The sequence below is a fragment of the Microbulbifer halophilus genome (genome assembly GCF_026183675.1).
Classification (GTDB): domain Bacteria; phylum Pseudomonadota; class Gammaproteobacteria; order Pseudomonadales; family Cellvibrionaceae; genus Microbulbifer; species Microbulbifer halophilus.
This window is the reverse complement of the sequence record NZ_JAPIVK010000015.1, coordinates 91,875-114,582: the sequence shown is the minus strand read 5'-3', so window position 1 is coordinate 114,582 and position 22,708 is coordinate 91,875. Positions and strand designations below refer to the sequence as shown.

22 protein-coding genes and 1 pseudogene are annotated in these 22,708 nt (G+C 62.9%); 11 read left to right on the top strand and 12 right to left on the bottom strand.

Annotated features, from left to right (window positions below):
* From accB to coq7, 9 genes are all read left to right on the top strand, one after another.
* Positions 1 to 314 (top strand): acetyl-CoA carboxylase biotin carboxyl carrier protein (gene accB / locus OQE62_RS09995; protein ID WP_265721885.1); only part of this gene is annotated, 314 nt, incomplete at its 5' end.
* Positions 315 to 329: 15 nt separating this feature from the next.
* Positions 330 to 1,670: an acetyl-CoA carboxylase biotin carboxylase subunit gene (gene accC / locus OQE62_RS09990; RefSeq protein WP_265721884.1), complete on the top strand. Its 1,341-nt coding sequence runs from the start codon at positions 330 to 332 to the stop codon at positions 1,668 to 1,670.
* A 265-nt stretch (positions 1,671 to 1,935) separates the two neighbouring features.
* Complete coding sequence (prmA, locus tag OQE62_RS09985; protein ID WP_265721883.1) at positions 1,936 to 2,817, top strand: 50S ribosomal protein L11 methyltransferase; 882 nt, start codon at positions 1,936 to 1,938, stop codon at positions 2,815 to 2,817.
* 106 nt (positions 2,818 to 2,923) lie between these two features.
* On the top strand, positions 2,924 to 4,048 hold the full coding sequence (locus tag OQE62_RS09980; RefSeq protein WP_265721882.1) for a DUF3426 domain-containing protein: 1,125 nt from the start codon (positions 2,924 to 2,926) through the stop codon (positions 4,046 to 4,048).
* Positions 4,049 to 4,250: 202 nt separating this feature from the next.
* Positions 4,251 to 5,243: a tRNA dihydrouridine synthase DusB gene (gene dusB / locus OQE62_RS09975; protein WP_377535390.1), complete on the top strand. Its 993-nt coding sequence runs from the start codon at positions 4,251 to 4,253 to the stop codon at positions 5,241 to 5,243.
* Complete coding sequence (fis, locus tag OQE62_RS09970) at positions 5,240 to 5,548, top strand: DNA-binding transcriptional regulator Fis (protein ID WP_250461435.1); 309 nt, start codon at positions 5,240 to 5,242, stop codon at positions 5,546 to 5,548. The genes dusB and fis overlap by 4 nt, the downstream gene beginning before the upstream one ends.
* Before the next feature lie 338 nt (positions 5,549 to 5,886).
* A complete protein-coding gene (gene purH / locus OQE62_RS09965) occupies positions 5,887 to 7,461 on the top strand; it encodes a bifunctional phosphoribosylaminoimidazolecarboxamide formyltransferase/IMP cyclohydrolase (protein WP_265721880.1) in 1,575 nt (524 codons plus the stop codon).
* Between the two features lie 131 nt (positions 7,462 to 7,592).
* Positions 7,593 to 8,888: a phosphoribosylamine--glycine ligase gene (gene purD, locus OQE62_RS09960; RefSeq protein WP_265721879.1), complete on the top strand. Its 1,296-nt coding sequence runs from the start codon at positions 7,593 to 7,595 to the stop codon at positions 8,886 to 8,888.
* Between the two features lie 52 nt (positions 8,889 to 8,940).
* Positions 8,941 to 9,585: a 2-polyprenyl-3-methyl-6-methoxy-1,4-benzoquinone monooxygenase gene (gene coq7, locus OQE62_RS09955; protein WP_449288956.1), complete on the top strand. Its 645-nt coding sequence runs from the start codon at positions 8,941 to 8,943 to the stop codon at positions 9,583 to 9,585.
* Between the two features lie 28 nt (positions 9,586 to 9,613).
* On the opposite strand, the gene OQE62_RS09950 is transcribed toward coq7, so the two are convergent.
* Positions 9,614 to 10,021 (bottom strand): OsmC family protein, encoded by a 408-nt coding sequence (locus OQE62_RS09950; RefSeq protein ID WP_265721877.1) that lies wholly within the window; start codon positions 10,019 to 10,021, stop codon positions 9,614 to 9,616.
* Positions 10,022 to 10,351: 330 nt separating this feature from the next.
* Here OQE62_RS09950 and crp point away from each other — a divergent pair, with 330 nt between their 5' ends.
* A complete protein-coding gene (gene crp / locus OQE62_RS09945) occupies positions 10,352 to 10,987 on the top strand; it encodes a cAMP-activated global transcriptional regulator CRP (protein WP_265721876.1) in 636 nt (211 codons plus the stop codon).
* 156 nt (positions 10,988 to 11,143) lie between these two features.
* On the opposite strand, the gene OQE62_RS09940 is transcribed toward crp, so the two are convergent.
* From OQE62_RS09940 to OQE62_RS09930, 3 genes are all read right to left on the bottom strand, one after another.
* On the bottom strand, positions 11,144 to 12,139 hold the full coding sequence (locus OQE62_RS09940; protein ID WP_265721875.1) for a beta-ketoacyl-ACP synthase 3: 996 nt from the start codon (positions 12,137 to 12,139) through the stop codon (positions 11,144 to 11,146).
* A gap of 101 nt (positions 12,140 to 12,240) precedes the next feature.
* Positions 12,241 to 13,833 carry an AMP-binding protein gene (locus tag OQE62_RS09935; RefSeq protein WP_265721874.1) on the bottom strand — a complete coding sequence of 531 codons (1,593 nt, stop codon included), beginning with the start codon at positions 13,831 to 13,833 and terminating at the stop codon, positions 12,241 to 12,243.
* 105 nt (positions 13,834 to 13,938) lie between these two features.
* Complete coding sequence (locus OQE62_RS09930) at positions 13,939 to 14,418, bottom strand: lipocalin-like domain-containing protein (protein ID WP_265721873.1); 480 nt, start codon at positions 14,416 to 14,418, stop codon at positions 13,939 to 13,941.
* 233 nt (positions 14,419 to 14,651) lie between these two features.
* On the opposite strand from OQE62_RS09930, the pseudogene OQE62_RS09925 reads away from it, so the two are divergent.
* Positions 14,652 to 14,771: pseudogene (locus OQE62_RS09925) on the top strand (transcriptional regulator Crp); the annotation flags it as partial.
* Positions 14,772 to 14,910: 139 nt separating this feature from the next.
* Here OQE62_RS09925 and trpC read toward each other — a convergent pair.
* The 8 genes from trpC to OQE62_RS09885 all read right to left on the bottom strand — a co-directional run bounded on the left by trpC (position 14,911) and on the right by OQE62_RS09885 (position 22,594).
* Positions 14,911 to 15,705 carry an indole-3-glycerol phosphate synthase TrpC gene (trpC, locus tag OQE62_RS09920; RefSeq protein ID WP_265721872.1) on the bottom strand — a complete coding sequence of 265 codons (795 nt, stop codon included), beginning with the start codon at positions 15,703 to 15,705 and terminating at the stop codon, positions 14,911 to 14,913.
* Positions 15,705 to 16,793 carry an anthranilate phosphoribosyltransferase gene (gene trpD, locus OQE62_RS09915; protein ID WP_265721871.1) on the bottom strand — a complete coding sequence of 363 codons (1,089 nt, stop codon included), beginning with the start codon at positions 16,791 to 16,793 and terminating at the stop codon, positions 15,705 to 15,707. Before trpD ends, trpC begins: the two co-directional genes overlap by 1 nt.
* A 39-nt stretch (positions 16,794 to 16,832) precedes the next feature.
* On the bottom strand, positions 16,833 to 17,411 hold the full coding sequence (locus OQE62_RS09910; protein ID WP_265721870.1) for an anthranilate synthase component II: 579 nt from the start codon (positions 17,409 to 17,411) through the stop codon (positions 16,833 to 16,835).
* A gap of 12 nt (positions 17,412 to 17,423) precedes the next feature.
* Positions 17,424 to 18,278 carry an ion transporter gene (locus OQE62_RS09905; RefSeq protein ID WP_265721869.1) on the bottom strand — a complete coding sequence of 285 codons (855 nt, stop codon included), beginning with the start codon at positions 18,276 to 18,278 and terminating at the stop codon, positions 17,424 to 17,426.
* Positions 18,265 to 19,794 carry an anthranilate synthase component I gene (gene trpE, locus OQE62_RS09900; protein ID WP_265721868.1) on the bottom strand — a complete coding sequence of 510 codons (1,530 nt, stop codon included), beginning with the start codon at positions 19,792 to 19,794 and terminating at the stop codon, positions 18,265 to 18,267. Before trpE ends, OQE62_RS09905 begins: the two co-directional genes overlap by 14 nt.
* Positions 19,795 to 20,134: 340 nt before the next feature.
* Positions 20,135 to 20,800, bottom strand: a complete 666-nt coding sequence (rpe, locus tag OQE62_RS09895) for a ribulose-phosphate 3-epimerase (RefSeq protein ID WP_265721867.1) — start codon at positions 20,798 to 20,800, stop codon at positions 20,135 to 20,137.
* A 16-nt stretch (positions 20,801 to 20,816) separates the two neighbouring features.
* The gene (locus OQE62_RS09890; RefSeq protein ID WP_265721866.1) at positions 20,817 to 21,530 is read right to left on the bottom strand and encodes a nucleotidyltransferase family protein; all 714 of its coding nucleotides are present in this window, start codon (positions 21,528 to 21,530) and stop codon (positions 20,817 to 20,819) included.
* On the bottom strand, positions 21,527 to 22,594 hold the full coding sequence (locus tag OQE62_RS09885; RefSeq protein ID WP_265721865.1) for an aminoglycoside phosphotransferase family protein: 1,068 nt from the start codon (positions 22,592 to 22,594) through the stop codon (positions 21,527 to 21,529). Before OQE62_RS09885 ends, OQE62_RS09890 begins: the two co-directional genes overlap by 4 nt.
* Between the last annotated feature and the right edge of the window lie 114 nt (positions 22,595 to 22,708).

Sequence of the window (22,708 nt, the reverse complement as noted above, 5' to 3'; positions counted from 1 at the left end):
CCGCTCCGGCGCCGGCCCCGGCGGCGAGCGCCCCGGCCCCCGCCGAGCCCGCCGAATCCGAGTCGGTACCGGCAATAACCGGCCACCCGATCAAATCGCCCATGGTGGGCACCTTCTACGCCGCCTCCAGCCCCGGCGCCGAGCCCTTCGTCAAGGCCGGCCAGCAGGTCAAGGTGGGCGATGTGGTCTGTATCGTCGAGGCGATGAAGATGATGAACCAGATCGAGGCGGACAAGGCCGGCACCATCGACCAGGTCCTGGTGGAGGACGGACAGCCGGTAGAGTTCGACCAGCCGCTCGTGACCATCGTCTGAGCGGGGTGATTCAGTATGTTTGACAAGATCCTGATCGCCAACCGCGGCGAAATCGCCCTGCGCGTGCTACGCGCCTGCAAGGAGATGGGTATCTCCACCGTCGCCGTGCACTCGCAGGTGGACCGCGACCTGAAACACGTGCGCCTGGCGGACGAGGCTGTCTGTATCGGCCCCAACCCGTCGCCGCAGAGCTACCTGAACATCCCCGCCATCGTCTCGGCGATGGAGATTACCGACGCCGTGGCCGTACACCCGGGGTACGGCTTCCTGTCCGAGAACGCCGACTTCGCCGAGCAGGTGCAGAAGAGCGGCTTTACCTTCATCGGCCCGGACGCCGACACCATCCGCCTGATGGGCGACAAGGTGTCCGCGATCGAGGCGATGAAAAAGGCCGGCGTCCCCACGGTGCCAGGCTCCAACGGCCCACTGCCGGAAAACAGCGACCGCTGCCTGGAGATCGCCCGCGAGATCGGCTACCCGGTGATTATCAAGGCCGCCTCCGGCGGCGGCGGCCGCGGTATGCGCGTCGTGCACACCGAGGCGGCGCTGCTGAACGCCATCTCGGTGACCAAGTCCGAAGCGGGTGCCGCCTTCGGCGACAGCACCGTGTACATGGAGAAGTTCCTGCAGAACCCGCGCCACGTGGAAATCCAGGTGATGTCCGACGGCCAGGGCAACGCCGTACACCTGGGCGACCGCGACTGTTCCCTGCAACGCCGCCACCAGAAGGTACTGGAAGAGGCGCCCGCGCCGGGCATTCCCGACAATGTGCGCCGCGACGTGCAGGAGGCCTGTACCCAGGCCTGTGTCGAGATGGGCTACCGCGGCGCCGGTACCTTCGAATTCCTGTACGAGGACGAGCGCTTCTACTTCATCGAGATGAATACCCGCATCCAGGTGGAGCACCCGGTCACCGAGATGGTCACCGGCATCGACCTGATCAAGGAGCAGATTCGCGTCTGCGCGGGCGAGAAGCTGTCCCTGAAACAGGAAGATATCGTCGTCCGCGGCCACTCTTTCGAGTGTCGCATCAACGCCGAGGACCCGAAGACCTTCTTCCCCTGCCCGGGCAAGGTGAACAACTTCCACACCCCCGGCGGCCTGGGCGTGCGCGTGGATTCGCACCTGTTTTCCGGCTACACCATCCCGCCCAACTACGACTCCATGATCGCCAAGGTGATCACCCACGCCGAGGACCGCAAAGCGGCCCTGGCGCGGATGCGCGTGGCACTGTCGGAGCTGATCGTCGACGGCATCAAGACCAATATCCCGATGCAGGAAGAATTGGTCCGGGACGAGGCCTTTGCCGAGGGCGGGGTGAACATTCACTATCTTGAGAAGAAGTTGGGGATTTAGCTCGGGATCACGGAACCCGGGTCCGAAAAGAATACCCATGTCCGATGCGAAGGCCCTACTACCGGGGACTGTCTGCGAGAGGGACCTCGCGGACAAGCCTCCAGGGATGGATTAACGGGGGGACGCCTAGTCCGTGTCCCGCAAACAGCCCCCGGTAGTAGGGCCGCCACCCCATCTGCTTACAGGCACTTGCCAGACAAGGCCCGGCGGCCCACAGCGGCCACAATCCGCCCCTACACACACCACAAACCACCGATCACCCCCTATGCCCTGGCTCCAACTCCGAGTAGACACCGACCGCGAACACGCGGACAAAATCGAGGACGCGCTGCTGTTCGCCGGCGCCGTGTCCGTCACCCTGCAGGACAACGCCGACCAGCCGATCCTGGAACCGGGCCTGGGCGAGATGCCGCTGTGGGACCGGACCCGCGTCACCGGCCTCTTCGACGCCGAAGTGGACACCGCCGTGGCGGAGGCCAGGGCCGCCTCCTTTCTCTGCGAACTGCTGCCCAATGCCCGCTGGGAACAGCTCGAGGACAAGGATTGGGAACGGGAGTGGATGAGCCACTACAGACCCATCCAGTGCGCCGACAACCTCTGGATCTGCCCCAGTTGGTGCGAACCGCCGGACCCGCAGGCGGTCAACCTGCTGCTGGACCCCGGCCTGGCCTTCGGCACCGGCACCCACCCCACCACCTTCCTGTGTCTGCAGTGGCTGGCCGGTGAGGACCTGGCCGGCAAGAGCGCGATCGATTTCGGCTGCGGCTCCGGTATCCTCGGCATCGGCGCCCTGCTGCTCGGCGCCGAACGCGCCCTGGGTACCGATATCGATCCACAGGCTTTGATCGCCAGCCGCGACAACGCCGCCCGCAACGGCCTGGACCCGGAGCGCTTCCCGGTCTATATGCCAGACAGATTGCCACGGGAGCCGGTGGACCTGATGCTGGCCAACATCCTCGCCGGCCCGCTGGTGGAGCTGGCGCCGCAACTGGCCGGGCTGACCAAACCCGGCGGCCGCATCTGCCTCTCCGGCATTCTCGCCAGCCAGGCGGAAACGGTGAAAGCGGCCTACCGCCAGTGGATCGAGTTCGACGAGGACGGCCGGCGCGAGGAGTGGGTGCGCCTCAGCGGCACTCGCGTACACTAGCTCCCTGTGTGCCGTACGGAATTGCCCCAAACTGAGTGCCAATCAGGTTCGCCTGCGTACAGAGGGCTGATAAACTTGTCCGTCCGATAAACGCAAGCCAAATCGAATGTCGCAACTGGTCACCCGCTGCCCCCACTGCAGCACCTCATTCCATGTCAACGAGCAACAGCTGCGCGCGGCCCGCGGCGCCGTGCGCTGTGGCTCCTGCCTGCAGGTGTTCCGCGCCGATGAGAACATCGTCTTTACCGAGAGCGATCCCGGCGCAAGCCAGGATCTCGAGGCGCTGCTGGAAGACGACGACTTCCTGATTCACGACGATATCGATCTCGGCAGCGGCGACGGGGAACCGGCCCCGCCCACGATGCCGGTAGAGGAAGCCACCACCGAAGCCGGCCCGGACACGGGAAAGATTGAAGACGAGCCGCTGATCGGCGAGGCCTTCGGCGAAGAGCAGTGGCAGGAAACCAGCACCGCGACGCGGGCGGCCGCCAGCGGCGACGACGATATCGATGAGCTGATAGTGGACCCGGACGATCCCTGGGCCAACGAATCCCCGGATCCACCGGCCTCCACCCACGCCAATCCGTGGAGCGACGAGCCGGCCCGGGACGGAATGTCCGAGCGGCTGCAGCAGATCGGGCCCCAAGCCGCGCCCAGGGAGGACGGCGACATTTCCCCCCGGCACGAACGCAATCACCTGATCAGCGCCATCGAGCCGGCACCGCTGGAGGTGTCCTGGCAGCCGAAACGCGACAGGCGCGTGCCCGGCTGGCTCTGGACCCTACTGGCACTGGTACTGCTGGCGGGCCTGGCGGCACAAGTGGGCTATTTCCGCTTCGACAGCCTGAGCAAACAGCAGCCCTGGCGCCAACTCTACGCCGCGGCCTGCCCGACACTCGGCTGTGAGCTGCCGCCACTGCTGGATCGGCAGGCGATCCGTACCTCCAACCTGGTGGTGCGCAGCCACCCGGAACTGGCCGGCGCGCTGGTGGTGGATGCGGTGCTGTTGAACACGGCCCCCTTTGCGCAGCCCTTCCCCAGCCTGCAGCTCAGTTTCACCGACCTCAAGAGCCGACCGGTCGCCGGTCGCCGCTTCACCCCGCGGGATTACCTGCGGGGCGAGCTGGCCGGCAGCGAGCGGATGCCCAGCGGCAGCCCGGTGCATATCGCCATCGAGATCATCGACCCGGGCAGCGAAGCGGTGAATTACGAACTGCATATCGTCAGGTAGCGCTCACAGACGCGGCGAGACAGCAACGCCAATTGGCGCTTAAATCAGCAAAAATTGCCCAATTGACACACTAAACGCGCACTCCGCAACCAATTTGCGCGCTTTTTCGCTTTTCCAACGCCGGGGCAGCCGCTATCATAGGCGGCTCATTTTTGCGCAGGCGGAGCGTCACAACGCCCGCTGACTATCCACCGGAGCGACTGTGTCCACAGCCATTGGCCCCTACATTATCGGCACCCCGGTAATCCTGGCGCCGATGGCCGGCGTCACCGACCGGCCCTTCCGCCGGCTGTGCCGGCGCCTGGGCGCCGGGCTGGTGGTATCGGAGATGGTGACCTCGGACACGCGCCTGTGGAACAGCCGCAAATCGCGACTGCGCCTGGATCACGGCGGTGAGGCGGAGCCCGTTTCCGTGCAGATCGCCGGCGGCGATCCGGAAATGATGGCGGAGGCGGCGCGCGAGAACGAACGCCGCGGTGCCCAGATCATCGATATCAATATGGGTTGTCCGGCGAAGAAAGTCTGCAGGAAGGCGGCGGGATCGGCCCTGCTGCGGGACGAGAAACTGGTCGCGGATATTCTGGAAGCCGTGGTCCGGTCCGTCTCAGTACCTGTGACCCTAAAAATCCGCACCGGCTGGTGCCCGGATTCGCGCAACGGGGTCGCGGTGGCCAGAATGGCTGAAGACATAGGTATCTCGGCCCTGGCCGTACACGGGCGCACCCGCGCCTGCGGGTATCGCGGTCAGGCCGAATTCGATACCATTGCCGATATTGTATCCAGGGTGAAAATTCCGGTTTTCGCCAATGGTGACATCGCCGATGCAGTGCGGGCCCGCGAGGTGCTCGACTACACAGGCGCAGCTGCAGTGATGATTGGCCGTGCAGCACAGGGACGGCCATGGATATTTCGGGAGATCGGGCACTTCCTCGCCACGGGGGAGAGGCTGCCGGAACCCGCACTGGGAGAAGTCAGGGATATTTTGCTCGCCCATCTGGGCGAATTGCACCGTTTCTACGGTGAAATGATGGGGGTCCGTATCGCCCGCAAGCATGTGGGCTGGTACCTGAAGACACTCGCGGGGAGCGAGTCCTTTCGCAAGACCTTTTTCCAATTAGAAAGCGCTCGAGCACAACATGCCAGCGTTCAAGAGTGGTTTGAACGCCGAATAACGAGAGGGGCACAAGCGGCATGAATAATGAAGCACTGATTCCGGATGCCGGCAACGAAGAGGTATCCACCGGGGGGCAGACGCAACTGGCGCAGCCGCAGCAGCAGTCGCTGCGCGATGCGGTCGAGCAGGCGATGGAAAACTACTTCCGTCACCTGGACGGACAGATGGTCACCGATGTCTACGACATGGTGCTGTCCGAAATCGAGGCGCCGATGCTGGAAGTGGTAATGAAGTACACCCGCCACAACCAGACCCGCGCGGCACAACTGCTGGGCCTGAACCGCGGCACCCTGCGCAAGAAACTGAAGCGTTACGGGTTGCTGTAATTCAGCCGATTAAATTCTGACGATAGAAAGATAGAGCCGCGCGCAGCGCGGCTTTTGTGTTTCGGGCTTTGCTGCTCGTAAATAGAACCGGGGGCGGCCGTACTGCCGGGAGCCGTTTGCGGGACACGCCGTGAACCCATCCATGGGGGCTTGTCCGCGAGGTCCCTCTCGCAGACAGTCCCGCAAACGGCTCCCGGCAGCACGACCTTCGCATTAAGCCTCGGTATTCTTATCAGGCCCCGAATCGTAGGGTGCGCCGTGCGCACCATTGGCGCCCGAACACAAAACCACCCGACCACCACTAAACTCCTACCAATCTCAAACTGGAACGGAACCCAATGACCGACCAAACTCCCATCCGCCGCGCGCTGATCAGCGTTTCGGACAAAAGCGGTATTGTCGATTTTGCCCGCGCCCTCTCCGAACTGGGCGTGGAGATTCTGTCCACCGGCGGCACCCACCGCCAGATCAAGGAAGCCGGTATCCCGGTAGTGGAAGTCTCCGACTACACCGGTTTCCCGGAGATGATGGACGGGCGGGTGAAAACCCTGCACCCGAAAGTCCACGGCGGCATCCTCGGTCGCCGCGGCACCGACGACGGCGTCATGTCGGAGCACGGCATCACACCCATCGATATGGTGGTGGTCAACCTGTATCCCTTCGCCCAGACCGTCGCCAAACCGGACTGCACCCTGGAAGACGCCATCGAAAATATCGATATCGGCGGGCCCACCATGGTGCGTGCGGCGGCCAAGAACCACAGAGATGTGGCGATCGTTGTCAACGCCGGCGACTACGACGGTATCATCGAAGAAATGAAAGCCAACGACGGCGCGCTGAGTCATAACAGCCGCTTCGACCTGGCAGTGAAGGCGTTCGAGCACACCGCCGGTTACGACGGCGCTATTGCCAATTACCTGGGCTCAATCTCCGCAGACGGCGAGAAGCAGGCCTTCCCGCGCACCTTCAACAGCCAGTTCGAGAAGAAACTGGATCTGCGCTACGGCGAGAACCCGCACCAGAGATCCGCTTTCTATGTGGAACCGACCCCGGCGGAGGCCGGCATCGCCACCGCCGAGCAGTTTCAGGGCAAGGCGCTGTCCTACAACAATATCGCCGATACCGACGCGGCGCTGGAGTGCGTGAAGGGTTTCGATGAACCCGCCTGCGTGATCGTCAAGCACGCCAACCCATGCGGCGTGGCCATCGCGGAAGATCTGCGCAGGGCCTACGACCTGGCCTTCGAGACCGACAGCGAATCCGCCTTCGGCGGCATCATCGCCTTCAACCGCGAGCTGGACGGCGAGACCGCCAGGGCTATTGTCGAGCGCCAGTTCGTCGAGGTGATTATCGCGCCGTCCGTCTCCGACGAGGCGAAAGCGGCCGTGGCCGGCAAGAAAAACGTGCGGTTGCTGGCCAGCGGCCAGTGGGGCGGCGAGCGCGCGCCGGGCCTGGACTACAAGCGCGTCAACGGCGGGCTGCTGGTGCAGGATCGCGACAGCGGCCTGATCGCCGAGAGCGACCTGAAGGTGGTCAGCAAACGCCAGCCGTCGGAAGACGAAATCCGCGATCTGCTGTTCACCTGGAAGGTGACCAAGTTCGTGAAGTCCAACGCCATCGTCTATGGCGCGGGCGGCCGTACCATCGGTGTCGGCGCCGGCCAGATGAGCCGCGTCAACTCGGCGCGTATCGCCGCCATCAAGGCCGAGCATGCGGGCCTGGAGGTGAAGGGCTCGGCGATGGCGTCCGACGCCTTCTTCCCCTTCCGCGACGGTATCGACAACGCCGCCGCGGTGGGTGTGCGCGCAGTGATCCAGCCGGGCGGCTCCATGCGCGACGAGGAGACCATCGCCGCCGCCGACGAGCACGATATGGCCATGGTGTTTACCGGCATGCGCCATTTCCGCCATTAACAGGCGGCACTGACCACAAATCGGTCACAAAAGCCGGCGCACAATGGGCCGGCTTTTTTCTTGTCCGGTGGGCAATCGGGCTAGAATAGGCCTCCAACAGGAACCACCGGCCGACTGAGGGGAAATAAAGAATGAATGTACTGATTATCGGCGCAGGCGGTCGCGAGCACGCCCTGGCCTGGAAAGCGGCCCAGAATCCCGCCGTCGACACCGTATTCGTGGCGCCGGGCAACGCCGGTACCGCGCGCGAGCCCAAGCTGAAAAATGTCGCCATCGGCGTCGACAACTTCTCCGCGCTGTCGGATTTCGCCGAGGAAAACAGCGTCGAGCTGACCATCGTCGGTCCGGAAGCGCCGCTGGTCGACGGTATCGTCGACTTCTTCAACGGCCGCGGCCAGGCCATCTTCGGCCCCGACAAGGCGGCGGCGCAGTTGGAGGGCTCCAAGGCCTTCACCAAGGATTTCCTCGAGCGCCACGACATCCCCACCGCCGATTACCGCAATTTCACCGAGGTGGAGCCGGCGCTGGAGTACATCCACAAGATGGGCGCCCCCATCGTGGTCAAGGCCGATGGCCTGGCCGCTGGCAAGGGCGTGATCGTCGCCGAGACGGAGCAGCAGGCGGAGCTGGCGGTGCGCGATATGCTGTCCGGCAACGCCTTCGGCGACGCCGGCTGCCGGGTGGTGATCGAGGAATTCCTGACCGGCGAGGAGGCCAGCTTCATCGTCATGGTGGATGGCGAGCATATCCTGCCGATGGCCACCAGCCAGGATCACAAGCGTGTCGGCGACGGCGATACCGGTCCCAATACCGGCGGCATGGGCGCCTACTCGCCAGCACCGGTGGTCACCGGTGACGTCCACCAGCGCATCATGGCCGAGGTGATCGAGCCCACGGTCCGGGGCCTGGCATCCGAGGGCATACCCTACACCGGTTTCCTCTACGCCGGCCTGATGATCGACGCCAAGGGCGCGCCCAGGGTGATCGAGTACAACTGCCGCTTCGGCGACCCGGAAACCCAGCCGATCCTGATGCGCCTCAAGTCCGACCTGGTGGACCTGTGCGCCGCGGCGGTGGAGAAGCGCCTGGACGAGAAGACGGTCGAGTGGGATTCGCGCCCGGCACTGGGTGTGGTGCTGGCGTCGAAGGGCTACCCCGGCAGCTACCGCAAGGGCGATGCCATCTCAGGCCTGGAGCGGGCCGATAGCGAAGATGCCAAGGTCTTCCACGCCGGTACGGCGCTGGACGGCGAGCGGGTGGTCACCAGCGGCGGCCGCGTACTCTGCGCCACCGCTCTGGGCGACACTGTCGCCGAGGCCCAGGCCAACGCCTACAAAGCCGCCAGGGCCATCTACTGGGACGGTGTATTCTTCCGCAAGGATATCGGCTACCGCGCCATCGCGCGCGAGGAAGCCGCCACCAGCTGACCCGGCGTAGGGTGCGCCGTGCGCACCCTAGTCGACAATGAAGGACAAACTCGTGAGTGAACGCAAACTGACCGGTATCGACCGCCTGCTGCTACAGGCGGACCGCGCACTGCGCACCCTGAGCCCCGGTGCGCCCTGTCACGGGCGGCCCTCGCCGGCCCGGGACGAGCGGGACGCGGCGCTGGACGAGGCCGAGCGCCGCCGCGCCGCGGGCCTGATGCGGGTCAACCACAGCGGCGAAGTCTGCGCCCAGGCCCTCTACCAGGGCCAGGCGCTGACCGCGAAACTGCCGGAAGTGCGCGGCGAGATGGAGCAAGCCGCGGACGAGGAAATCGATCACCTGGCCTGGTGCGAGCAGCGCCTGGACGAGTTGCACAGCCACCCCAGCCTGCTGAACCCGCTCTGGTACGGCCTCTCCTTCGGCCTGGGCGCGGCCGCCGGCAAGGTCAGCGACCGCGTCAGCCTCGGCTTTGTCGCCGCCACCGAGGAACAGGTGTGCAGGCACCTGGAGAGCCACCTCGAGCGACTGCCGGAGCGGGACCGCAGGAGCCGCGCGGTGGTGGAGCAGATGCTTGAGGACGAGGAAGCCCACGGCCACGCCGCCCTGGAAGCCGGCGGCGCCCGCTTCCCGGCGCCGCTCAAGGGGCTGATGACACTGGTGTCCAGGGCCATGACCTCGGCCAGCTATCGGGTATGAGGCGCGGTCACCGACCACCCGCCACTGGTCAGACTTCCTCGATACGGTAGCTGTGCACTATCTCCACACCGGCATTCTTCAGCATGATCGAGGCCGAGCAGTACTTGTCCGCCGAAAGCTCCACGGCCCGCTTGACCTGGGTTTCCTTCACCTTGCGGCCGCGCACGACAAATTTCATCTCGATGCGGGTAAACGGGGAGGGCGTCTCGTCCGGGCGCTCGCCGTTCAGCTCACAGTGGCAGGAGATCACCTCCTGGCGCGACTTCTGCAGGATGCTGACCACGTCGTAGGAGGCGCAGCCGCCCACCCCCAGCAGGATCATCTCCATCGGGCGGATGCCGTTGTTCTTGCGCCCGCCTTCCATCACCACCGAATTGCCGCTGCCGGCCTCGCCGACAAAAGTCAGCTCGTCTACCCAGGTAACTTTGCCCTGCATTGCCTAACTCCTTCAGAATGAGAGGGCGCGAAGCTTATCATATAGATCCACGCTCCCCGCTCCGGCCGCTTTCCGGTATAGTGGTGCCAACTGGATGTCATCAAAAGACAAGCAACCGGTCGCAGAATCAAAGCGGTTGCCACTGGACCCCACAGCCGCTATAAGGTCAGTCTTGGCAGGGCCACAGTGTTCCAGATCACACTGCGAGCGTTTGCCGGACCCGGCCACTGTTGGGGACAGGCTTTTAGCGCCATAATTCACCTGTTGTGCTGTGGCGTCTTCTTGGTCGGGATCAGGCACACAAGTCCAAAAATTATAAGGAGTAGATCCGTGACGGTTGCTACCGAAGAACCCATGTCTATCGGCAATATCGAAGATTTCCTCGCTCACTGCCACCGGCGTCGCTATCCGGCCAAGAGCACCATCATCTACGCGGGCGACCGCTGCGAATCGCTCTACTTCATCATGCGCGGCTCCGTGACCGTGCTGATCGAGGACGACGAGGGCCGCGAGATGATCGTCGCCTACCTGAACGACGGCGACTATTTCGGCGAGATGGGGCTGTTCGACCAGGACACCCGCAGCGCCTGGGTACGCACCAAGACCGAGTGCGAGGTGGCGGAGATCTCCTACAGCAAGTTCCAGGACCTGACCCGCCAGCACCCGGAATTCCTCTTCTCCCTGGCTACGCAGATGGCGGGCCGCCTGCGCAACACCACCCGCAAGGTGGGCGACCTGGCCTTCCTCGACGTGACCGGCCGCGTGGCCCGCACCCTGCTGGACCTGTGCAACGAGCCGGATGCCATGACCCACCCGGAAGGCATGCAGATCAAGATCACCCGCCAGGAGATCGGCCGTATCGTCGGCTGCTCGCGGGAGATGGTCGGCCGCGTGCTGAAGACGCTCGAGGAGCAGGGGCTGGTATCGGTGAAGGGCAAGACGATGGTGGTTTACGGGACGCGCTGAACAGGGCAGCAACCGTGGACTGCCCAGTTCCTGGAAGTTGGCGCTAGGCCATCAAAGCCGAAACTGGCCAACTATCGAACAGGTCAATTTTCACCCAAATCACTGCAGCGCGCTCCGGACAGGGAGCGCCCCCTGCACGCGCCCTTGTGACAGTACCTATACTTGATACAGGGCTGCCCCCCAAGTTGCTCCGGAACCATACGCGATAAGCAGCAATAGCTCTCCAGGCTGAATCTCCGGCCACTGCATAGCCAGGGTGACCGGCAGCGATGCGGATGCCATATTGCCCAAACGGTCCACAGTGATGGGCAACTTCTCATCCGGTATCTGTAGCTGCCTCTGTACGTCATCCAGGATACGTAGGTTGGGCTGATGGCATATCACGCGGCAGATATCGCCAACTTCCAGATTGTGCGCCACCAACAACTCCCGGGATATACGCACCAAGGTACTACTGGCATGAGAGAACATCTGCCGCCCCTGCATACGAAAGTGGTGGCGCATTTCCAGCAAATCGTCATCAGATAAAAACGAGGGGCCGGCACTGCCGGGTTTCAACGTTTTCAACAAGTCGAAATAATCGCCATCGGCACCCAACCTGAGATCTTTCAAACCGCCATCGACGCATGCCCTGGAAACCACCGCCGCCGCCGCGCCATCGCCGAGTAGAATTGCCAGGTTGCGGCCGTCATCGGAACAGTCCAGCCTCTTGGAGAGGGCCTCTCCGCAAATTATCAGAATATGCTCGTAGCTACCGCTCGAAACCAACGACCTCGCCAGTTCAAGCGCGTACAGAAAACCACTGCACTGTGCACGAATGTCGAAGGCCGGGATTTTTCCAAGGCCCAGTTTCGCTTGCATCAAGCACGCTTGCGCCGGATCGTGCACATCCGGCGACAGAGTATTCACAATGAGCGCGTCTATGTTGTCGACTTTCAGGTTCGCGTCACCCATGGCGTCCTTGGCCGCGGGCAGCATAAGACTGCTGACTCCGTCGCTCCCGGAAACATATCGGCGCGAATGCACTCCCGTCCTCTCGACGACAAACTGCTCAGAGGTATTCATGCGCGCAACCACATCAGAATTGCCGATCGACTCTTCCGGCAAAGCATAACCAAGACCACTGATCACCAGCCCGCCCCGTTCATTCATTAGCTCAACTCCCTGGCGAGACACAAACAAGCCGCTCTTGCTGTCGACCCAAGAAGCTGCTTTCCCGGCTTGCCAGCAATCTCACCGTGGACACAAACTCACTAAGGCTTAACCGACAACTCTGACCGCAGAAATGCAAGGGCTTTTTTCTGGGCCTCTTTCCTATCCAGCTTCCCATTATCATTGCGAGGCAAGGCATCCACAGGAAGTATTGATCTGGGAACCATCTGCGGCTCACACTCCAATTTTATCCAACTCTCTACCTTATCGATAAACCCATCTGATAAATCACAGCCGGCAATAAAAAGCGTCGGGTTATACTGATCGTCCTGCATATCGCTCGCCACCAGTGCAACCTCTGTAATTTCTGAGAAACTTTCAAGCAAACGCTGCTCTACCATTTGCGGTGTCACCCAGCGCCCCCTTACCTTGAAGAGGTCATCAACACGGCCGCGAAAGTGATGAAATCCGTTCCGATCCCGACTGAAAAGGTCACCGGTTTTGTACCATCCGTGCGCGAAACGTTCGTCTGTAACTTCAGGCATTCCCCTGTAACCTGCTGCCATACCGGGCCCCCGCACAAAAAGTACGCCCTCTCGGTCGTTTTCCACAACAGGGACACCTGCCTGATCTCGCAATTCACACTCGTACCCTGGAAGCGGCGCACCCGCGCAACTGTATTCACGCAAAGAATGGGGTTGCGCCATAAAAATGTGCCCCATTTCAGTTGCCCCCAGACCATCACACAAATGCAGACCTTTTTGTGCCCAGAATCGATACTCCGGCTCTGGAAGGGGGGACCCGGCCGAGATGGCAACCCGAACTTTTTCGAGACAACCCTCATGGCTTTTTAAATGACTGTAAATTACGGGAACAGCAAACAACAAATCCGGACAGAACGCCTCAATCGATTCCCGCACACATTCCGGCGTCGGCCATCCAGGGTGTACCAAAGCATGCCATCCGGCGTAGAGCGGGAAAAACAGGCTGTTCCCCATGCCATAACCGAAAAACATTCTCGGAGCGGAATAACTTCTCCAGCCAATCTCACCTCCGATATAGTTAGTCAGAGCCCTGCAGAACCCCAACGTCGACGCCACGCTGTGCATCACTGCCTTTGGCTTCCCGGTAGAGCCGGAGGTATATTGTAAATAACAGCACTCATCCATTTCAGTCTTGTAAAACTCCTGAACGGGCAGGCATCCCCCGGAGATCTCATGCAAACCAAAGCTTGCAAATGATATATCGTCGGCGCCCTTATCACAGAACACCTGCACACCTGACTCGCGGACAGAACCTTCAGCGCGGTCCTCAACAAGGAAAATCCCCTTCGCTTCACTTTGAGCCAACAAGTCACAAAGCGTAGATTCCCGGCACCGTGGATTCACAATAGCCGGAACCGCGCCAACGGCAACCGCTGCCAGAAAAAGGCTAACCAGAGAACAGCTATCATTCAGGCAAATGACTATACGATCACCCGGACTGAAGATCTTACCAAGAGCCACGGCCTTCCTGGCTACGTCTTCTTTCAACTGGTGGCGATAGATAGTTTCTCCGCGAAACTGGTATACGGGAATATCGTCGGGAAATTCCGTACCCCAAAGAAGCAGAGCGGAAAGATTACTCGGCTCGGATAGAGAAAGCATAAAATCCCCCTTGCAATTATTTTTGGAAATAGCGAGCAAATACTGCACACCTATCCAGCAATCCTGAGTACTTTATAGTGGTGAGAAGGGTAGCGGAAAAACCCGGCAAGATTGTTCAAAGCAGTGCGATAAACGCCGGATGCTGCCTCTACTTCAAGCTTTACGCCGCCACACGAGACGGCTTCTGTAGGACCTGCCATCCGGCCCTACACGCGGCTCCGGAGCAGCAATAATCAATATATGTCCCTCCAGAGAAAATGGCCTCTTAAATACAGATCCCACCCAATCCGGATAAAAGGACACTTCGACACTATGATAAATCACGCCTTTCCTAACTGGATCGCCCTCTTTGGAAAACCACTCGACGGTATAGCATCCGCTATAACCGATGTATTCATTGCGAAAAACTTCATTCTGACCGCCCTCTCCATCGACATACTCTATGCGGCCATTTGATAAGGACCTGTTCCGGGAGACGATATTTGCGCTCATATACCCATCCGGGTTGTAAATTAAAGCGCCCGATGGATTTTCCCCAAAAGGATAGAACCGATCTCCACCTTCGGAATCAGATTCCATGCTCACCAAGGCATAAGATCCACAAACTCCGACAGGCTCCGCAATTTCATTCATCCCAACCCTCTCACGAAAACTTCGGGGCCATAGCACTCAATACCGACAGAAACCCCAGCACCAGAATCGGAAGCATTTAGACGACAGAATCAGGAATCAGAAAAAACTCTAAACCTGACAATAAAAAGAGGCTATATTTTTAAACGCATGCGGTGCAATAAACTTCTGCATTGTCGCGCAAGGGTTCTGGAAATTATTTAGCAGTTAGCATGCCTGTCTTTTGTTTCCACACAATCATCCACCGGGATATCAGCCGTATCGTCGGCTGCTCGCGGGAGCTAGTTGGTCGGGCGGGTACTGAAGACCCTGGTGTGGTGAAGGGCAAAACGATGGTGGTTTACGGACCACGCTGAAGGGGTGGCTGGAAGGACGAACATAGGGCTCACCATTTGCGATAGGGGACTATCGCCTGCGGGACAGGCTCCCAGGGCGGGCCTTCGGCCCGCAAGCGGAGCTGGAGCTCCGCGCTCCCGGCGTCCCGAGTCCCACTTATCAGTTAAACATCTCCATCAACCTGCGCCCCGGCTCCGGCTCACGCATGAAGGCCTCCCCCACCAGGAAGCTGTTGACGTTGTGGCCGCGCATGGCGGCGACGTCGTCGGTGGTGTGAATGCCGCTCTCGGTGATTACGATGCGGTCGTCCGGCACCAGCTCCAGCAGTTTGAAGGTGGTTTCCAGCTGTACCTCGAAGGTGTGCAGGTTGCGGTTGTTGATGCCGATCAGGCGGTTGGGCAGCTTCAGGGCACGCTCCAGTTCTTCCCGGTCGTGGACCTCCACCAGCACGTCCAGCCCCAGTTCCAGGGCCAGGCCGTTCAGGTCCTGCATCTGCGCATCCTCCAGGCAAGCGGCGATCAGCAGGATACAGTCGGCGCCGATGGCGCGGGCCTCGCAGACCTGGTAGGGATCCACGGTGAAGTCCTTGCGCAGCACCGGCAGGCGCACGGCGTTGCGGGCCTGCTGCAGGTAGGTGTCACTGCCCTGGAAATAGTCCACATCGGTCAACACCGACAGGCAGGCGGCACCGCCTTTGGCGTAACTGGTGGCGATTTCCGCAGGGATGAAGTCCGGGCGAATGACGCCTTTGCTGGGCGAGGCCTTCTTGATCTCGGCGATCACCGCCGCCTCGCCCGCGTCCAGCTTCGATTCCAGCGCGGCGACAAAGCCGCGCGCCGGCGGCTGATCCGCGGCTTTCGCCTGTAGCTCCGCCATTGGACACTGCTGCCGGCGCTGGGCCACCTCTTCCCATTTGCGCTCGACAATGGTTTTCAAGATCGTGGGCGTGGTCATCAGCGCTTCTCCCCGGCATCGCCCGCGGCTGCCTTTTCTCCTTCGCCCGGGGTCTCCGGTCGGAAGGCGCTGGTAAAGGCCGCCAGCTCTTTTATTTTCTCCCCGGCGAGACCGCTGCCGATGGCATCCTGGGCCATGGCCACGCCCTGTTCGGCGCTGTCCGCTACACCGCTGACGTAGATGGCCAGGCCGGCGTTCATGGCGATCACATCGGCGGCCTTGTCCGCCGCCGCACTGTCGTCGCCCCCCAGGGCCGCCCGGATCAGGGCCAGTGACTCGGCGGCGCCGTCGACGGTCAGGCCGGACAGGTCGCGGCGCTCGATGCCGAAATCCTCCGGGCGAATACTGAGCTCGCGCAGTTCTCCGTCTTTCAGTTCCACCGCGTGGGTGTCCGCCGCCAGGCTGACTTCGTCCAGCCCGTCCTCACTGTGGACCACCAGCACATGCTCGGCACCGAGGCTCTGCAGCACTTCCGCGAGGATGCGGCAGTAGCTGCGGTCGTAGACGCCGATCACCTGGCGCTTTACGCCGGCGGGATTGGTCATGGGCCCCAGCAGGTTGAAGATGGTGCGCAGCCCCAGCGCCCGGCGCGCGCCCACCGCGTGACGCATGGCGCTATGGTAGCTAGGGGCGAACATAAAACCGACGCCGACGGTGTCGACGCAACGCGCCACCTGCCCGGTATCCAGTTCCAGGTAGATGCCGGCCCGGTCCAGCAGATCCGCGGCGCCGCTGCTGGAGGACACGGAGCGGTTGCCGTGCTTGGCCACCCGCGCGCCCGCGGCCGCGGCGACAAAGCTGGCGGCGCTGGAGACGTTGAACAGGTTGGCACCGTCGCCGCCGGTGCCGACGATATCCACGGCGTTGGTCAGGTCCAGGTCCACCTTTTTCGCCAGCTCGCGCATCACCTCCACCGCACCGGCGATTTCCTCCACCGTCTCGCCGCGCAGGCGCAACGCCACCAGCAGACCGCCGATCTGCGCCTCCTCGGCCTCGCCGCGCATGATCTGGCCCATGGTATCGCGCATCTCCGCGCGGGTGAGGTGATCGCCGTCCACCAGTTTGGCGATGGCCTGTTGGATATTCATCTGTTCTCCCTTTTTGTTCTTCCCGCTGCAGGAGCCTGCTCAGGCTTCCAGAAAGTTTCTCAGCATATCGTGGCCGTGTTGCGTGAGGATGGACTCGGGGTGAAACTGCACCCCTTCCACCGGCAGTTCGCGGTGGCGCAGGCCCATGATCTCATCGATCTCGCCGTCTTCGCGCTCGGTCCAGGCGGTGACTTCCAGGCACTCCGGCAGGCCGCCCTTCTCCACCACCAGCGAGTGGTAGCGGGTGGCCTCGAACGGGTTCGAAAGGCCGTGGAACACCCCCAGGTTGTTGTGCACGATGGGCGAAGTCTTGCCGTGCATCACCTGCCCGGCGCGCACCACGCGGGCGCCGAAAACCTGGCCGATGCTCTGGTGGCCGAGGCAGATCCCCAGGATCGGTATCCGCCCGGCGAAGCGGCGCACGGTGTCCATGGAGATGCCCGCCTCGTTGGGGGTACAGGGCCCCGGCGAGATCACGATCTTCTCCGGTTCCAGCGCGTCGATATCGGCCACACCGATCTCGTCGTTGCGCACCACCTTCACATCGGCGCCCAGCTCGGCCATATACTGCACGACATTCCAGGTAAAGGAGTCGTAGTTGTCGATCATCAGAATCATTGTGCGGCTCCCTTATCCAGGCCTCTCTCTCTGTTGCATTTCCGGATCCATGCGTTTCTGCATGCGCGCCAGGGCCTCCTGGGTCGCGCGCAGCTCGCGCAGGATTTCCGTCTGGCTGGGCGGCACCTGCAGTTCGTCCAGGCGGCGCAGCTTGGTCTCTTCCAGGTTGTTCAGCACCACGCCGATAAACAGGTTGATCATCACGAACGCGCCCATGACCACAAAGCTGATGAAGTAGACCCAGGCCCAGGGCATGGCATCCATGGCGGTATACATGATATCGGTCCAGTCCTCGAAAGTGACGATACGGAACAGGCTCAGCAGTGCAATCGGCAGGCTCCGCCAGTGGGTCGGGTCTATCTCGTGGAACAGGAAATAGCCGGCCACGCCGTAGATATAGAAGATGATGCTCATCAGCAGCGCGATATGGAACATGCTGGGCAGGCTGCGCAACAGTGTATCCACCAGCAGGCGAAGCTCCGGGAAGGCCGACACCAGTCGCAACACCCGCAGCACGCGCACCAGGCGCGCGAGGGTCGCCATGGGGCCGGCGGCCGGAATCAGGCTGAGCGCGATGATGCTGAAATCGAAGCAGTTCCAGCCCCTGGCGAAATAGCGCCAGGGGCGGTTGCCGCAAGCGGCCATCTTGATCGCCGCCTCGACCACAAACGAGACCAGGATCAGCTGGTTGACACCGGCGAGCAGGCCGCCGAAGCGGCCCACGATCCACTGCGAGGTCTCCAGGCCCACGGCCACGCCATTGAGCAGAATCAGGCCGATTACGATCTGGCTGAACAGCGGCGACTCGGCCACCCGCCGGCACAGCTCGGCCGGGGACAGCTTCTGCGAAAGACTAACTTCGTTCATTGCTGGCAATTTTTTCTCTCTGGTCGCGGCCCTTGCCGCCCTTCCCCGCCGACAGCGCCATGGCCGCAGCGCGGAAGAGCGCGCGCGCCTTGTTCATGGTTTCGTCCCACTCGGACTGCGGGTCGGAGTCGGCCACCAGGCCGGCACCGGCCTGGATATACAGCCGGCCGTCCCGGATCACCGCGGTCCGGATGGCGATGGCGGTGTCCATATTGCCGTTCCAGGCCAGGTAGCCGACGGCGCCACCGTAGATACCGCGTTTCTCCGGCTCCAGCTCGTCGATGATTTCCATGGCGCGGATTTTCGGCGCACCGGATAAAGTCCCTGCCGGAAGCGCCGCGCGCAGCGCGTCGATACCGGTGAGGCCCTGTTTCAGTTTGCCGGCGACGTTGGAGGTAATGTGCATCACGTGGGAATAGCGCTCCACCACCATCTGCTCGGTCACCCGGACGCTGCCGGTCTCGGCCACGCGGCCGACGTCGTTGCGCCCCAGGTCGATCAGCATCAGGTGTTCGGCGATCTCCTTCGGATCCGCCAACAGCTCCCGCTCCAGTGCCGCGTCCTCTTCCTCGGTGGCGCCGCGGCGGCGGGTGCCGGCCAGCGGGCGCACGGTCATTTCGCCGTCTTCCAGGTGCACCAGGATTTCCGGGCTGGAGCCCACCACCTGGTGATCGCCCAGGTCGAGGAAATACATGTAGGGCGACGGATTGAGACTGCGCAGGGCGCGGTAGAGGTTCAGTGGCGGCGCATCGAAGGGGGTCGACAGCCGCTGCGACGGCACCACCTGCATCACATCGCCCGCCAGCACATACTCCTTGACCCGGTCCACCGACTGTTTGAACGCGGCCTCGCCGAAGTGGGACTGAAAGGCCGACTCATCGATACCACTGCCGTGCAGGTCCAGCGGCGGCGTATCCGGCAGCGGCTGCGCCAGCCTGTCCACCAGTTCGTCCAGCCGCCGCTGGGCCCGATCATAGGATCCGGCGACAGCGGGATCCCCGTGCACGACAAAGATCACCGCCCCGGCCAGGTTGTCGAACACCACCAGCTCGTCGCTGACCATCAGCAGGATATCCGGGTTGCCGAGCGTATCCGGCGGCGCGCTGTCCGCCAGGCGCGGCTCGATATAGCGCACACAGTCGTAACCGAAGTAGCCCACCAGGCCGCCGTTGAAGCGCGGCAGGTCCGGCAGTTCCGGCACCCGGTAGCGCTGCTGGAATTCCTCCACGAATGCCAGCGGATCGGCGGTCTCGTACTGCTCCAGCACCTCGCCGTCACGCTCCACAGTGATAGTGTGATCGCGAACTCGCAGCAGGGTCCGCGCCGGCAGGCCGATAATCGAGTAGCGGCCCCACTTCTCGCCGCCCTGCAACGATTCCAGCAGGTAGCTGTAACGGCCCGCCGCCAGTTTCAGGTAGGTGGACAGCGGTGTCTCGATATCCGCCAGCACGCGGCGCACCAGCGGTACGCGGTTGTAACCCGCAGACGCAAGTTGGGCGTATTCACTTGGGGTCATGGCGACTCCAGTCAGTTTGCAGAAATTCGGTTGGCGGGCGGGTAGATACAGCGGGCGCCCACGGGAAAGGCGGCCAGGCGGCGTCGGTGCCGGTGCCGGTTATTGGCCTCAGCGGACTAGCGGCGCCATCGCCAGCTGTTGATGTGGGGGGCAGTGTGGCTCACGGGTATTCCCTCGATTAGGCGCATAAGTGTACAAATCCATTGTGGGGGCGGCAAGGGTTTCCCGGGAGCGCGGAGCTCCAGCTCCGCTTGCGGGCCGCAGGCCCGCCACGGGGCATCTTGTGGGCGCCCTCTCCCCCAGCCCCTCTCCCGGTGGGAGAGGGGAGCTTCGTAGGGAGTTACCGGGCAAGTTCACGCCGCATGGCTTCGATCGCCTCCCCGTAGTCGTCGGCGCTGAAGATGGCCGAGCCGGCGACGAAGGTGTCGGCGCCGGCGGCGGCGATCTCGGCGATATTGTCCTGTTTGACACCGCCGTCGATCTCCAGGCGGATATCCAGGCCGGAGTCGTCGATCAGCTTGCGCGCCTCGCGCAGTTTGTCGAGGGTGGCGGGAATGAATTTTTGCCCGCCGAAGCCGGGGTTGACCGACATCAGCAGAATCATGTCCAGCCGCTCCATCACGTATTTTGCCGCCTCCAGCCCGGTTGCCGGGTTGAAGACCAGACCCGCCTTGCAGCCCAGGCTCTGGATCAGCTGCAGTGAGCGATCCACATGGCGCGAGGCCTCCGGGTGGAAGGTGATCGAGGTGGCACCGGCATCGGCGAACAGGCGGATCATATCGTCCACCGGCTCCACCATCAGGTGTACGTCGATGGGCGCGGTCACGCCGTGCTTGCGCAGCGCCTTGCACACCATGGGACCGATGGTCAGGTTGGGCACATAGTGGTTGTCCATCACATCGAAGTGCACCCAGTCGGCACCGGCGGCCAGTACCGCATCCACTTCCTCGCCCAGGCGGGCAAAATCGGCGGAGAGGATGGAGGGGGCAATCTTGTAATCCGGCATGGCGATTTCCTGTCTGTCAGAATTTGAGGCGCTCTTCGAGGCGCTCCAGGCGCTCGGGGGTGCCGACGTCGCACCAGTCGCCGTCGTAGAGCTCCGCCTGCAGCCGGCCCTCGTTGTGGGTGAAAACCTCACCCAGGCCGAAGCGGGCGCGCGCGCGAGGGTACCCGCTCAGCACTTCGGGATCCAGCCAGCTGATGCCGGCGAAGGTATAGCGGGGACTGGCGCTGCCGGACAGCAGGCCCTTGTCGATACCGAAGTCTCCCCCCGGGTTGTGGGGCGGGTTGGGCACCATCAGCAGGCGACCGGGACAGCCGTCGGGCAGCGGGCGCCGGCGCCACAGATCCAGGTCGAAGTCACACCAGACGTCGCCGTTGACCACCCAGAAGGGCTGGTCGCCGAGCAGCGGCAGCGCGCGCAGGATGCCGCCGGCGGTTTCCAGCGGTTCTTCCTCCACGGAGTACTGGATCTCAAGCCCCCAGCGGGCGCCGTCCCCCAGATGCTCGCGGATCCTGTGGCCCAGGTGGCCGAGGTTGACCACGGCGCGGCGCACGCCGACTTTCGCCAGCCGCTCGATGGCGTGCTCGATCAGGGGCTTGCCGGCGACCGGCAGCATGGGTTTGGGCAGGCGGTCGGTCAGCGGACGCATGCGCCGGCCGAAACCGGCGGCCAGCACCATCGCTGCGGGTGCCTCGGGCAACGGGGAATTCTGCTCTCTGTCGATATCGCTCATTCGGACTGTTCGTGCAATTGTGTACTGTGGCTGCCGGCGCTGCGGTAGTCGCGATACCAGTCCTGCGTCTCGGCCAGGGGCAGCAGCCGGGCGCGGAACCAGTCCGCAAAGGGTTGCAGTTCGGGGTAGCGCCCGGCGACCTCCAGGGTATAGCGGATCACCAATGGCAGGTCCGGCAGGTAACCGCTCTTGCCGTCGCGCAGGTAGAGGCGCGGGAACAGGCCCAGCACCTTGATATGGCGCTGCAACCCCATCCAGTCGAACCAGCGCAGGAAAGTTGCCGGCTCCAACTCTTCCAGCACGCCGACGGAAGCTGCCATGGCGGCATAGGATAGCGCCCAGCGCTCGACCTTTTCCCGGGGCCAGCGCACATAGCAGTCGCGCAGCAATGAAACCAGGTCGTAGGTCACCGGCCCCCAGACCGCATCCTGGAAATCCACCACTCCCGGCCGCTCGCCGTCGTGCAGCAGCAGGTTGCGGCTGTGGTAGTCGCGATGCACCAGTACCCGGGGCTGTTCCGCGGCGCTGTCCAGCAGCAACGCGAAAGTGTCTTCCAGCAACTGCCGGTCCGCATCGGTGAGCGTATAGCCGAGTAGCTTTTCCGCCAGCCAGTCCGGCAGGATACGCATTTCGGCCAGCAGCAGTTCGCGGCTATAGCTGGGGAAGAGATCACCCGCCGGTGGGATCTGCTGCAGGCACAGCAGTTCGCTCAACACCTCGGCGTAGAGGCCCTCGACGCTGTCGTCGTCGAGTTCGCCCAACAGCAACTGATCGCCCAGATCCTCGAGCAGCATAAAGCCGTGCTCGACATCCGCCGCAATCACCAGCGGCGTGTGAATCCCGTGGCGGCGCAGGTAGTCTGCCACGGCCACAAAGCGCGCGGTATTGGTGCGCTCCGGCGGCGAGTCCACCGCGACCAGGCGCGGCTCCGTATCGGTGCGGAAATAGCGGCGGAAACCGGCGTCGCCGGCCAGCGTGTGCAGGGTCAGCGGTCCCCCGCGCTCAAGCGCGCGCCCGGCCCACTGGCCGAGCGCCCGCTGTCGCTGATCTGTTCCGTCTGTCAAAGGCTCGTTCATCTGCCGCTACTACTCTATCGTGGGGCGTCTGGGCCGGCCCGCATTGTAACCGTGGCACCCACGCCGTCCAGCGGGGCGACACTATTTGCTCCAATTCCCGGG